11 protein-coding genes are annotated in these 12,738 nt (G+C 45.7%); 4 read left to right on the top strand and 7 right to left on the bottom strand.

The genetic code is table 11. The annotated features are described in order from the left end of the window. Positions 1-91 precede the first annotated feature (91 nt). Positions 92-1,336 (top strand): oxalate/formate MFS antiporter, encoded by a 1,245-nt coding sequence (oxlT, locus tag A8O14_RS09980; RefSeq protein WP_228385069.1) that lies wholly within the window; start codon positions 92-94, stop codon positions 1,334-1,336. Between the two features lie 559 nt (positions 1,337-1,895). Here oxlT and A8O14_RS09975 read toward each other — a convergent pair. Genes A8O14_RS09975 through A8O14_RS09965 form a run of 3 tightly spaced genes read right to left on the bottom strand, consistent with a single transcriptional unit; the run spans position 1,896 to position 4,791 of the window. After that, positions 1,896-3,263, bottom strand: a complete 1,368-nt coding sequence (locus tag A8O14_RS09975; RefSeq protein WP_068949368.1) for an NAD(P)(+) transhydrogenase (Re/Si-specific) subunit beta — start codon at positions 3,261-3,263, stop codon at positions 1,896-1,898. 29 nt (positions 3,264-3,292) lie between these two features. Further along, positions 3,293-3,634 carry a proton-translocating transhydrogenase family protein gene (locus A8O14_RS09970; protein WP_068949367.1) on the bottom strand — a complete coding sequence of 114 codons (342 nt, stop codon included), beginning with the start codon at positions 3,632-3,634 and terminating at the stop codon, positions 3,293-3,295. Positions 3,635-3,660: 26 nt separating this feature from the next. Next, positions 3,661-4,791 (bottom strand): Re/Si-specific NAD(P)(+) transhydrogenase subunit alpha, encoded by a 1,131-nt coding sequence (locus tag A8O14_RS09965; RefSeq protein ID WP_068949366.1) that lies wholly within the window; start codon positions 4,789-4,791, stop codon positions 3,661-3,663. 177 nt (positions 4,792-4,968) lie between these two features. Here A8O14_RS09965 and mnmA point away from each other — a divergent pair, with 177 nt between their 5' ends. Continuing rightward, positions 4,969-6,078, top strand: coding sequence for a tRNA 2-thiouridine(34) synthase MnmA (gene mnmA, locus A8O14_RS09960; protein WP_068949816.1), 1,110 nt, complete (start codon positions 4,969-4,971; stop codon positions 6,076-6,078). A gap of 14 nt (positions 6,079-6,092) precedes the next feature. Here mnmA and A8O14_RS09955 read toward each other — a convergent pair whose 3' ends face one another. After that, on the bottom strand, positions 6,093-6,707 hold the full coding sequence (locus A8O14_RS09955) for a glutathione S-transferase (protein WP_068949365.1): 615 nt from the start codon (positions 6,705-6,707) through the stop codon (positions 6,093-6,095). 97 nt (positions 6,708-6,804) lie between these two features. Here A8O14_RS09955 and purB point away from each other — a divergent pair, with 97 nt between their 5' ends. Continuing rightward, on the top strand, positions 6,805-8,184 hold the full coding sequence (purB, locus tag A8O14_RS09950; protein WP_068949815.1) for an adenylosuccinate lyase: 1,380 nt from the start codon (positions 6,805-6,807) through the stop codon (positions 8,182-8,184). Then, positions 8,181-9,542 carry a 3-deoxy-D-manno-octulosonic acid transferase gene (locus A8O14_RS09945; protein ID WP_068949364.1) on the top strand — a complete coding sequence of 454 codons (1,362 nt, stop codon included), beginning with the start codon at positions 8,181-8,183 and terminating at the stop codon, positions 9,540-9,542. Before purB ends, A8O14_RS09945 begins: the two co-directional genes overlap by 4 nt. A gap of 6 nt (positions 9,543-9,548) precedes the next feature. On the opposite strand, the gene secF is transcribed toward A8O14_RS09945, so the two are convergent. From secF to yajC, 3 genes are read right to left on the bottom strand one after another with little or no spacing between them, the layout of a single operon-like run. Next, entirely contained in the window at positions 9,549-10,523 is a 975-nt protein-coding gene (secF, locus tag A8O14_RS09940) for a protein translocase subunit SecF (protein ID WP_068949363.1), read from the bottom strand. Between the two features lie 3 nt (positions 10,524-10,526). Next, complete coding sequence (gene secD / locus A8O14_RS09935; RefSeq protein WP_068949362.1) at positions 10,527-12,386, bottom strand: protein translocase subunit SecD; 1,860 nt, start codon at positions 12,384-12,386, stop codon at positions 10,527-10,529. Between the two features lie 25 nt (positions 12,387-12,411). Continuing rightward, positions 12,412-12,738 (bottom strand): preprotein translocase subunit YajC, encoded by a 327-nt coding sequence (gene yajC / locus A8O14_RS09930; protein WP_068949361.1) that lies wholly within the window; start codon positions 12,736-12,738, stop codon positions 12,412-12,414.

Raw genomic sequence — 12,738 nt, 5'->3', positions numbered from 1 at the left:
AGCTGGCGCACTGATCAGTAAAAACCCGTAATAAATCTACAACAATAACTAAACCAAATTTAAATTGGTTTTAATAATCAGGAGATAAATGATGAGTGAGAGCACAAACCCTTTAAAGTCAAAGTGGGTCCAGCTAGCTTTAGGTGTGATTTGTATGATGTCCATCTCAAGCCCGCAATATGTTTGGGCTTTATTTACTAAACCCATCATGGGTCAGTTAGGCGTTACCTTGACTGAGCTTCAAGTAACATTTTCCATTTTGATTGTGTTGCAAACTTTTTTCTCACCATTTCAGGGATGGTTGGTCGATAAGTTTGGCCCTCGATTGCTGCTCTCTATTGGTACCGTATTAACGGGCTTAAGCTGGGTACTTTCCGCCAATCTCACTACAGTATCTAACCTCTACATTACCTATGGCGTTTTAGGTGGTCTTGGTACCGGTATTGTTTACATTGGTGTTGTTGGTCTGATGGTTCGTTGGTTTCCAAATAACCGTGGCTTTGCAGTCGGCATGGTTGCTGCGGGATACGGTATCGGGGCACTTTTGACCACCTTCCCAATTTCTGCAAGTCTTGCTGAATCAGGTCTACAAGGTACTTTGACGTTCTTTGGTTACATCATTGGTGCCGTAGGTTTGCTTGCTGCCCAAGGCATTCGCATACCTCATGCTGATCGTGCGCAAACTGCGGGTCAAATCGAAGCTGCTGCTTCTGGCGTAGCACCAAAAACGATGTTGAAGACGCCGGTGTTTTGGCTCATGTTTCTGATGATGTCCATGATGTCTACTTCTGGCTTGATGGTTATCTCCCAAATGGGTGCATTTGCTAAAGACTTCGGGATTACTACCGCTACTGTATTTGGTATGGCAGCACTTCCATTGGCACTCACGATTGACCGCGTTACCAACGGCCTAACTCGTCCATTCTTTGGCTGGGTATCTGACAAACTCGGCCGTGAATACACCATGACAATCGCATTTGGTCTCGAAGCAATTGCCATGTTTATTTGGATCTCCACCCGTTCTGATCCAGTTATGTTCGTATTGATGTCGGGTGTGGTGTTCTTTGGTTGGGGTGAAATTTTCTCCTTATTCCCATCTACATTAACGGACACCTTTGGACAAAAGCATGCGACTACAAATTATGGTTTCTTGTATATGGCTCAAGGAGTGGGATCTATCATTGGTGGCCCAATTGCAGCATACATTCATGGTGTAGCAGATAGCTGGATCCCAGTATTTGGCATCATGATTGCATTAGATGCGACGGCAGCGTTATTGGCATTCTTTGTATTACGCCCAATGAGGGCAAAATATATGAAGGCTCAAGCTGCGTAATTTATTGCTTTAATGAGTAGTAAATAAAAAGGCTAGCAAATGCTAGCCTTTTTATTTAATCATGCTTCACAATTAATCAGGCTGTATGCCGCTATCCTGAATCACTTTTTTATTCTTGCCAATCCTTGAGAAATCATTTCTTTTAAGTGCTGCCGCCCATGATTCATTCAGTTTTCAACAATGGCTGGCGGCGTTCCTTTTGGTACCAGTAGGGCGCCCCATGGGGAGAACTCATAACCTTTCACGCTTTCATTGATGAATGACGTATTTGGTAATAATGAGGAACATGTTTTGCTTGCAACCCCTAATACTTTCAATTACCTGCGCGAATATGGGGAAGCACAACGGATACTGCGATTTGGATAATTCGTTTGGGAATACGCTAAGCCAATCCCAAATAGATTGCAGATAAAAAAGAAAAAAGCTAGTAGTTCTGGCTTGATTTGCATATTATCTCGATGTTTAGTGATTTAGCATTCTCTTGATGCTTCTATGTTGTAGCTTAGCGCAATAAAAAACCGCCCGTAGGCGGTTTTCTGAAGCGATTAAATCCTTGCTTTTACTCAATTGACTTAACCATATCTTCGACAACCTTCTTCGCGTCACCGAAGACCATCATAGTTTTATCCATGTAGAAGAGTTCATTATCTAAGCCAGCGTAACCAGCAGCCATAGAGCGCTTATTAACGATGATAGTTTTGGCTTTGAAGGCTTCCAAAATTGGCATGCCAAAAATTGGGCTTCCTGGTGTACGAGCGGCAGGGTTCACAACGTCGTTAGCACCTAAGATCAATACCACGTCAGCCTGACCAAAGTCGCTGTTGATATCTTCCATCTCAAACACTTGATCATATGGAACTTCGGCTTCAGCCAAGAGAACGTTCATATGACCTGGCATGCGCCCTGCTACTGGGTGGATTGCGTACTTTACCGTTACACCATGATGGGTTAGTTTTTCAGTTAACTCTTTTAGAGCGTGTTGAGCGCGAGCTACTGCAAGACCATAACCAGGAACGATAATGACAGTGTCCGCATTTTCCATTAGGAAAGCAGCGTCCTCTGGAGAGCCTGTTTTGTAGTTTTTAGGGCCGCTATCATCGCCACCACCGGCTGCTGCCTCTGCACCGAAGCCGCCAAGTAATACTGCGAGGATCGAACGGTTCATCGCCTTACACATGATGTAAGACAGAATGGCGCCAGACGAGCCCACGCAAGCACCAGCGATGATCAATACTGGATTGTTCAAAGTGAAGCCAATACCTGCTGCTGCCCAACCAGAGTAGCTGTTGAGCATGGATACAACCACTGGCATATCTGCGCCGCCAATTGGGATGATTAATGTCACGCCTAAGACCAATGCAATTGCGCACATTGCCAAGAATGCAGCATGACTATCAACCATGTAATACGCAATACCAGCGCCAATCATAGAAACTGCCAAAATCAGATTGAGTAAGTGCTGACCAGAAAAGCTCACTGGTTTACCGCTTACTTTGCCTGATAATTTGCCAAAAGCAATTACAGATGCAGTAAAGGTAATGGCGCCAATGAATGCGCCGATAAAGAGTTCAATTTTCTGGGCGCCAGTATGGTCGTGTGCAGTATTAAATACCGCTGCGATTGCGATCAACACAGCAGACAAGCCTACAAAAGAGTGCATCAAAGCAACGAGCTCAGGCATTTTAGTCATCTGAACGCGCTTAGCAGCCAAGGTGCCGATGATTGCGCCACCTACAACTGCTGCAGCAATCAATGAAACTGCAGGCTTGAAGTCAGGAATAAAGAAGGTAGTGATCACGGCTAACAACATGCCGATCATGCCGAAGGTATTGCCTTGGCGTGAGGTCGTTGGTGAAGACAAGCCACGCAACGCGAGGATGAATAACACCGATGAAATGAGATAAGAAATAGCAGTTATGTTTGACATTGTTTTGGTCTCTATAGGTCTTGTTCTATTTATTTGGCTGCATCAGCCGAATTTGCCTTGGGAGCTTTTTTCTTAAACATCTCCAGCATGCGACGGGTAACCATAAAGCCACCAAAAATATTGATTGAGGCTAAGAAAACGGCAACAGCACCAATCACACTAGTGAGGGTGATTTCATCGCCACCAATCACTTCAGTCTGCAAGAGCGCGCCAACAATGATGATTCCAGAGATGGCATTGGTAACCGCCATCAATGGGGTGTGTAGTGCTGGGGTTACGTTCCAAACGACGTGATAGCCAACAAAAATAGCCAAGACAAACACAGTGATGTTTTGGACTGTGAGGATGCTTTGAAAAGCAGCGAGATCCATGATGTTTCCTTCGTATGAATATTCTATTAGTTTTTGCGGACGGCTTGGCCATCACGACACATTAAGCAAGCAGTAACGATGTCGTCATCACTCGGGATAACTAACTTTGCTTCTTTATCGACAATTAGTTTCATGAAGTCGAGTAAGTTGCGTGCATAAAGTGCGGAAGCATCGGCAGCGACCATGCTGGCTAGATTGGTGTATCCCACAATCTTCACGCCATTCACGTCGACCACCTTATCTGCTTGAGTCAAAGGACAGTTACCTGATCCGTTATCACCTTTGCCTGCAGCCAAGTCAATCACAATAGAGCCTGGCTTCATATTGGCAACAGTATCACTATGCAATAGAACAGGTGGTTTGCGACCCGGAATCAGTGCAGTAGTAATCACGATGTCTGCTTGTTGGGCGCGTTCTGCAACTAGTGCTGCTTGACGCTTCATCCAAGCCTCTGGCATTGGGCGGGCATAGCCACCAACACCTTGAGCGATTTCACGCTCTTCATCTGTTTCGTAAGGCACGTCAACAAACTTTGCACCTAAAGATTCGATTTGTTCTTTCGCGGCTGGGCGTACATCAGATGCTTCAATCACAGCACCGAGACGTTTTGCGGTGGCAATCGCTTGCAAACCAGCAACACCAGCACCTAAGATCAGAACGCGCGCTGCTTTTACAGTTCCCGCTGCAGTCATCAACATCGGCATAAAGCGTTGATATTCATTTGCAGCAACCATTACTGCTTTATAGCCAGCAATATTTGCTTGAGATGACAAGACGTCCATGCTTTGTGCTCTAGTAGTGCGCGGCGCAGCTTCTAGTGAGAAGCCGGTGATGCCTTGCGCAGCCATGGCAGCAATGTTGTCGCTATCAAATGGATCAAGCATGCCAATCAGCACACTTCCAGATTTAATTTGCTTCAGCTCTGCAGCCTCAGGAGCGCGTACCTTGAGAACAATTTCTGCGCCAAAGGCATCAGCCGCGCTACCAATGGAAGCGCCTACAGCCTCATATGCGGAGTCTGGTTGGCTTGCCTGCACACCAGCACCTTTTTGGATGACGACAGTGTGGCCTTGGCCAATCAGTTTTTTAACGGTTTCTGGTGTGGCAGCAACCCGAGTTTCCCCAAGTCTCGTTTCCAGCGGCACTCCTATGCGCATGGCATGTCTCCAAAAGCAAAATTTTTCAAAAAATCTATTTTAGTTAAATAGGTCAAATAATGCCCATCTACTTACCCCTAAAACCACCCGCATTGTTTTTGCCTAAATTTCTGTCAAATCAGGCTAAGACTTCTACAATGTGGTTTGTTAGCTTATATTGAATTCTCGCATTTTTTGATGATCCAGCTCAATTCTTCAGCAATCCCACCTTCAAACCCCAAGAAAGTCGTCATTGGCATGTCTGGGGGCGTAGATTCGTCGGTTGCAGCTTGGATGCTCAAGGAACAGGGCTATGAGGTTGTAGGCCTTTTTATGAAGAATTGGGAGGATGACGATGATGATGAATATTGTTCCTCCCGGCAAGATTGGCTAGATGTTGTCTCAGTTGCCGATTTGATCGGCATCGACGTCGAGGCAGTCAATTTTGCTGCTGAATACCGCGAACGGGTTTTTGCTGAATTTTTACGCGAGTATGCTGCAGGACGAACACCAAATCCCGACGTTCTATGTAACGCGGAAATCAAATTCAAAGCCTTCTTAGATCATGCCATGAGTCTGGGGGCCGATGCCATTGCTACTGGTCACTATGCACGCGTTCGTCACGAGGGTGGCAAGGTGCAATTATTAAAGGCACTAGATGCTAATAAAGATCAGAGTTACTTCTTGCATCGTTTAACTCAGCAGCAGCTAGCGAATGTTTTATTCCCTTTGGGGGAAATTCCTAAAACAGAAGTACGCGAAATTGCCGAAAAAATTGGTTTGCATAATGCCAAGAAAAAAGATTCCACCGGAATTTGTTTTATTGGCGAGAGACCGTTTCGAGAATTTTTGAATCGATATTTGCCACGCGTGCCAGGCCCCATAAAAACGCCCGAAGGAAAAATTGTTGGCGAGCATATGGGTTTAGCATTTTTCACCTTAGGTCAGCGTAAGGGAATCGGTTTGGGTGGCAGTCAGGATGGCAACGGCGACGCTTGGTATGTCGCTCGCAAGGATGTGACTAACAACACCTTGTATGTAGTACAAGGCCATGAACACCCGTGGCTATTGGCTAGCAAGCTCGATGCTATCGATGCTAGTTGGGTTTCCGGCAGTGCACCTAATACTGGAAATTACTCTGCTAAGACGCGTTATCGACAGGCGGATTCTGCTTGCACATTAACCAGCGATGATTTTTTGAATTTCAGTTTAAGTTTTCCAGAGGCGCAATGGGCGGTGACACCTGGCCAATCTGCCGTCTTATATGACGGTGATATTTGTTTAGGCGGCGGTATTATTTCCGCCTAAATACATATTAGAAGTTATGCAGCAGGCGGCTCAGTTTCAATAAACGAAGAGCGCTGCAGTAATTTTTGATACAAGCGATCTAGGTTTGGATATTGAGCTTGCCATTTGATCTCAGGAAAGCGAAATAGCAAATAGCCAACCGCACATCCAACAGCAACATCTGCTAAGGTCATTTGATTGCCATGACACCATGCGTTTCCGCCAAGATTTTCGGACATCTGACGAAGTGAGTTTTGAATCTTGCCCATTTGACGGTCAACCCAAGCAGTGCTTTGCTGCTCTGCTGGACGCCAAGTGCGTTCAAGGCGAGCCAAAATACCGGCATCCATAACGCCGTCAGCTAAAGCTTCCCAAGTTTTCACGGCTGCACGCTCCCGATTGTCACCGGGAATAAGCTTGCTGACAGGGCTCAAGGCATCTGCATATTCCGCAATCACGCGGGAGTCGTAGATTGCGCCTCCGTCGTCAGGAATCAGGCAGGGGACCTTTCCTAAGGGGTTGGAATTGGCGATTTTGGTGTCTGCAGCCCAAACATTCTCTAATTCAAGGTCTACATCAAGCTTTTTTTCCAAAAAAACGATGCGTACTTTACGTACATAGGGGCTGGTGAGGGATCCGATTAGTTTCATAGGGCACAGTATAGCCACCCAAACTGACCTTTGCTTCAGGTCAGAACGCATTAAAATTGGCTTTTATCGACATATTTCAATGCAAAGGCAATTATTTGTGAGTCAGCCGCTTTCTACCCTTAATGCCCTTTCCCCTTTAGACGGTCGCTATGCCGGAAAGCTAGATGCTTTGCGTCCTTGGTTATCTGAGGCGGCTTTTATGCGCCAACGCGTTTTTGTTGAGATTCACTGGTTATTGGCTTTGGCATCAGCCGGTTTGCCAGATGTCCCAAAGATCAATGCAGCGGATGAAGCCTTTTTGCTTTCCCTGCCAGAAAATTTCTCTGATGCTGATGCGCAGCGCATTAAGGACATTGAAGCCGTAACAAATCATGACGTGAAAGCAGTTGAGTATTTCTTAAAAGAAAAAGTTGCTGGTCGTCCTGACTTATTAAAAGCGAGTGAGTTTATTCACTTTGCTTGTACTTCTGAGGATATTAATAACACTTCACACGGTTTAATGTTGCGAGGTGCGCGGGATGAAGTTCTTCTGCCACAGCTGCGCAAGGTGCTTTCTGTATTAACTGATTTAGCCCTTGAGAACGCTAAGGTGCCTTTACTCTCACGTACACACGGCCAGCCTGCATCACCAAGTACTTTAGGTAAAGAGATTGCCAATTTTGCTAAACGTTTAGAGCGCGCAATTGATTCTATTGCTGCAGCGCCATTGCTTGGCAAGATGAATGGTGCTGTTGGTAACTACAATGCACATTTATCTGCCTATCCAGATTTTGATTGGGAGACTTTTTCAAAGAATGTTGTTGAGAAGCGTCTAGGCTTAACTTTCAATCATTATACGATTCAGATTGAGCCACATGATGGTATGGCTCAGTTGTTTGATGCGATTGCACGTGCCAATACTATTTTATTAGATATGGACCGTGACTTCTGGGCTTATATTTCTGTTGGTTACTTTAAGCAACGTACCAAAGCCGGTGAGATTGGCTCCTCCACCATGCCGCACAAAGTAAATCCAATTGACTTTGAGAATTCCGAGGGTAACTTGGGTGTGGCGAATGCCTTGTTGCGACACCTCGCAGAAAAATTACCGATCTCTCGCTGGCAGCGTGACCTCACAGACTCTACCGTTTTGCGTAATTTAGGCCCTGCGTTTGGTCATAGCGTTTTAGCTTATGACAGCGCATTGCGCGGTCTGGGTAAGTTGGAGGTGAATCACGCAGCAATTGCTGCAGATCTTGATGAATGCTGGGAAGTATTGGCTGAGCCAGTGCAAACAGTGATGCGTCGTTATGGCATTGAGAATCCCTATGAGCAGTTAAAAGAATTGACTCGTGGCAAAGGCATTAATCAAATGGATTTACAAAACTTCATCCGTGGTTTGAAGATTCCGGATGATGCAAAAGCACGTTTACTCGAAATGACGCCATCTTCTTATCTTGGTAAGGCGGTCGAATTGACCGAACGTCTCAAAAAGTGAGTGTGAGCCCGAATTCAGAATACGGGGCTCGTCCTCGATTCTGGTTTGCTGTTTATCAATTGCTATGGCACCTCTTGTTGCCATTGGCTTTTGTGCGCTTAGCTTGGCGCGCACGTCACTCATTTGCATATCTACACCACATCCCAGAGCGCCTTGGTTTTGGATATGAAAAGCCGGTTGCCAAAGGTTCCATCTGGATACATGCGGTATCGGTTGGCGAGACCCGCGCTGCCCAACCTTTGATTGAAGCCTATCTTGCTCGTGGCGAATCTATTTTGCTCACGCATATGACCCTCAATGGTCGTCGCACTGGAAAGCAACTTTTTAACAAAGCCATTGCTGCGGGACAAATTCGACAGGTGTATTTACCTTATGACCTTTGCTGGTGTGTGGAGCATTTTCTGAAAACGTTTAAGCCAAAGTTTGGCCTCTTTATGGAAACAGAAGCTTGGCCAACCGTCGTGTTTCGCTGTAAGGAAATCGGCTTGCCTTTATTTTTAGTCAATGCCCGCCTGTCTGAGAGAAGTGCGCGTCGTGTTAATCGCTTTGGCAAGGCAGGACGTGCATTATTTCAAGCTTTTGCGGGTATTTTGGCGCAGACCGAATTTGATGCGGATCGTTATCGCGCCTTGGGTGTAAAAAATGTGGCGATAACCGGCAATATGAAGTTTGATGTGCCACTCGACCCTCACTTGCTAAGTCAAGGCAAAGAATGGCAACAGGATTTGCACGCTAGCAAACGTCTCATGGTGTGTGCTGCTAGTACGCGTGATGGCGAAGAAGAAATTATCCTCAAGGCTTGGAAAGATTTACTGCTCAGTAATGTGTTTTCTGTCCAGCCGTTACTTTGTTTGGTGCCACGTCACCCAGAGCGTTTTACCGAAGTGGCCAATCAAATTGATGCGGCGGGTTTTAAGTTCCGCCGCCGTTCTGAATGGGTCGGATTGCCAAAAGATAGTGCTGGTTTAGATGTCATCTTGGGCGACTCTATGGGTGAGATGCCTCTTTATTACAGCGCATCTGATCTGGTTGTGATGGGTGGAAGCTTATTGCCATTTGGTGGGCAGAATCTCATTGAGGCTTGTGCCGCAGGCTGCCCAGTATTGCTTGGAGAGCATACCTACAACTTCCAACAAGCTGCACTAGATGCCATTACCATTGGCGCTGCTAAGCGGATTAAGGGCGATCTATTGCTAGGTGAGAAGATTGCTCTAGCAGAGTCTTTGAAAGGATTGCTCTTAAATACTGCTGAGCTAGCTAAGATGAGTCAAGCTGCTAAGAGCTACTCTACTGAACATCAAGGTGCAACCAAAAAAATCTTAGCTGCCCTTGATCAACAAAACTTTTCTTTAAGCTAAGTTAGCTTAAACCCGCGCTCCAAAATTCGGATCATCATTGCGGCCGTTGTCGTCCGGTTTCTTGTCACCTTTGACTAAATCTTCGCGAGTCACACCAAGCCACATTGCCAGTGCTGCAGCAACGAAGACTGAAGAGTAAATACCAAACAAGATGCCGATGGTCAGGGCTAAGGCAAAGTAGAACAGGGTTGGGCCACCAAAGATCAGCATCGCAAGCACCATCATTTCAGTGCTACCGTGGGTAATCATGGTACGGCTGATAGTGCTGGTAATCGCGTTATCAATGATTTCGCGGGTGTTCATCTTGCGATACTTACGGAAGTTCTCGCGGATACGGTCAAAGATCACCACAGATTCGTTTACCGAATAACCCAAGACCGCTAAAACAGCTGCCAATACTGAGAGTGAGAACTCCCAATGGAAGAAGGCAAAGAAGCCTAGGATGATCACCACGTCATGTAAGTTCGCAATGATGCCGGCAAGCGCAAACTTCCACTCAAAACGGAAGGAGAGGTAAAGCACGATGCCGATGATGACGAATACCAAAGCTTTTAAGCCATCAATCGCCAGTTCTTGACCAACCTGCGGGCCAACGAACTCAACCCGTTGAAGTTTGACGCCGGTGGTCGCTGAATCAAGGGCTTGCATCACGGCATTACTTTGATCTGTAGAAGAGATGAGTTTGCCTTCGGTATCTTTTTGCAACGGAAGACGAATCATCACATCACGTGAGCTACCAAAGTTCTGAATTTGGGTATCTGCATAACCCAGCTTTTCAACTTTAGAGCGAATTGAATCTAGGGGTGCAGTTTGGGGGTAAGTAACCTCCATCACCGTACCACCAGTAAATTCAATAGAAAGGTGCAGGCCGTTATGCCAGAGGAAGAAGACTGCTGCTAAGAAAGTAATTAAAGAAATCGCGTTGAGCACCAATGCATGGCGCATAAACGGAATATCTTTTTTGATTCTAAAAAATTCCATGGCTTATTTCTCCTGTGGACGCCAAACTTGGCCGATCGCAAGTTTTCGAATCTTCTTATGTCTGCCATACCAAAGGTTGACAAGACCGCGAGAGAAGAAAACAGCCGAGAACATTGAAGTCAAAATACCTAAGCAGTGAACTACCGCAAATCCCTTGATAGGGCCAGAGCCAAATGCCAAAAGGGCGAGACCAGCAATTAAGGTAGTTACGTTAGAGTCTAAAATGGTTGCCCAGGCTTTATCAAAGCCAACTGCAATCGCAGTTTGCGGTGAGGAGCCATTACGAAGTTCTTCACGAATACGTTCGTTAATCAACACGTTTGAGTCAATCGCCATGCCCAGTGCAAGTGCCATCGCAGCAATGCCTGGCAATGTGAGGGTTGCCTGCAGCATCGATAACACTGAAATCAGTAATAACAAGTTCACCGCTAATGCGACTACAGAGAAGGTGCCAAATAGCAAGTAGTAGGCAACCATAAAAATAGAAATTGCTGCAAATCCAATTAATAAAGATTTAAAGCCTTTCTCGATATTCTCAGCACCTAAGCTTGGTCCAATCGTGCGCTCTTCAATGATTTCCATTGGGGCTGCTAGAGATCCAGCGCGTAGTAAGAGGGCTAAGTCGTTTGCGCTCTCAGTGGTGGGCTGCCCAGTAATTTGGAACTTAGAGCCAAACTCACCTTGAATAGTGGCAATTGTGAGAACCTCACCTTTACCCTTTTCAAACAAAATCATGCCCATCGGCTTGCCAATGTTTTCACGGGTTACTTCTTGCATGACCCGACCACCAGCAGCATCTAGAGAGATGTTGACTGCAGGACGTTGGTTTTGATCAAAGCCCGCACTTGCATCAGTAATTCGATCACCACTGAAAATGACAGACTTTTTGAATACGCCTAAACGGTTCTCACCAAAACGGAACGTATCCATGCCTGGAGGCGGTGTTTCACCAATGCCAATGGTGGAAACTAATGGATCAGCAAGGCGTGATTCTAGAGTGGCAGTACGACCAATAATGTCTTTAGCGCGCGCAGTATCCTGAACGCCTGGCAACTGAACAACAATGCGCTCAGCGCCTTGTTGTTGAATCACGGGTTCTTTCACTGCTAGTTCATTCACACGCTTATTCAGCGTGATGATATTTTGCTTTACTGCATTGTCCTGAATATCTTTCAAAGCTTTGGGTTTGAATTCGCCAAATAGCTTTGCTGAGCCGCCACTAGTTTTGACTAACCAAATGAGGTCAGGTTGTGATGTATTTAATAGAGTGCGAGCCGCTTCAGCTTCATCGCTGCTTCCAAAGTTAATGGAGATTGATTCTGGATTGCGATCAATACCTTGATGACGAATACTCTTATCACGCAGTTGACTACGTATATCTGTTGCTAAGGAAGTAACTTTCTTTTGAACAGCGCCTTTCATATCTACTTGCAAGAGGAAGTAGACGCCACCACGCAAGTCAAGACCAAGTGGCATTGGTAATGCATTAATCGCATTTAGCCAGCCTGGTGTATTAGACAGAAGGTTTAACGCAACTGTGAAATTGGGGTCATTTTGATCAACATTCAATTTTTGCTGCAAGAGATCACGCGCACGCAACTGAATATCGGTGTTGTTAAAGCGAATTTTGATAGAGCCTACATTGCCCGCACTCTCAAAAAAGATGCCGGTACTGTTGATGTCTGCATCAGTCAAAATCTTTTCAACGCGAGATTGTGTCGCCAAATCAACCTTGATGGTTGGCTTGGCAGACGAGACTTGAACCGCTGGAGCCTCACCGTAGAAATTGGGTAATGAGTAAAGTCCACCGATGAGTAATGCAACGGCGATGACTATATATTTCCAGAGAGGGTAGCGGTTCATATCGAGATACTTTTAAACAATCGTATTAAGCAGACTTCAAAGTGCCTTTTGGCAATACCGTAGTGATTGCACCTTTTTGCAATTGCACTTGAGTGCCTGCAGCAATTTCAACAGTCACTACATCATCTTTCAAAGCGCTTACTTTGCCAAAGATGCCACCAACAGTAACCACTTCATCGCCAACAGCTAAGGCTGAGAGCATTGCTTTAGTTTCTTTTTGACGCTTCATTTGTGGGCGAATCATGATGAAGTACAAAACTGCAAACATCAAAATTAAGGGAAGGAAGCTCATCAAGCCACCTGCATCTGCGCCCGCGGCTGGAGCCTGAGCAAAAGCGTTACTAATCCACAT

Source organism: Polynucleobacter wuianus (genome assembly GCF_001659725.1).
Taxonomy (GTDB): domain Bacteria; phylum Pseudomonadota; class Gammaproteobacteria; order Burkholderiales; family Burkholderiaceae; genus Polynucleobacter; species Polynucleobacter wuianus.
The sequence above is the reverse complement of the archived record's forward strand: the minus strand, read 5'-3'. Positions and strand labels throughout refer to the sequence as shown.

What these genes read in the sequence shown, in the direction of transcription:
- oxlT (WP_228385069.1), top strand. Translation starts at nt 92, where the DNA reads ATGAGTGAGAGCACAAACCCTTTAAAGTCAAAGTGGGTCCAGCTAGCT.
- A8O14_RS09975 (WP_068949368.1), bottom strand. Translation starts at nt 3,263, where the DNA reads ATGTCAAACATAACTGCTATTTCTTATCTCATTTCATCGGTGTTATTC.
- A8O14_RS09970 (WP_068949367.1), bottom strand. Translation starts at nt 3,634, where the DNA reads ATGGATCTCGCTGCTTTTCAAAGCATCCTCACAGTCCAAAACATCACT.
- A8O14_RS09965 (WP_068949366.1), bottom strand. Translation starts at nt 4,791, where the DNA reads ATGCGCATAGGAGTGCCGCTGGAAACGAGACTTGGGGAAACTCGGGTT.
- mnmA (WP_068949816.1), top strand. Translation starts at nt 4,969, where the DNA reads ATGATCCAGCTCAATTCTTCAGCAATCCCACCTTCAAACCCCAAGAAA.
- A8O14_RS09955 (WP_068949365.1), bottom strand. Translation starts at nt 6,707, where the DNA reads ATGAAACTAATCGGATCCCTCACCAGCCCCTATGTACGTAAAGTACGC.
- secF (WP_068949363.1), bottom strand. Translation starts at nt 10,523, where the DNA reads ATGGAATTTTTTAGAATCAAAAAAGATATTCCGTTTATGCGCCATGCA.
- secD (WP_068949362.1), bottom strand. Translation starts at nt 12,386, where the DNA reads ATGAACCGCTACCCTCTCTGGAAATATATAGTCATCGCCGTTGCATTA.
- yajC (WP_068949361.1), bottom strand. Translation starts at nt 12,738, where the DNA reads ATGTGGATTAGTAACGCTTTTGCTCAGGCTCCAGCCGCGGGCGCAGAT.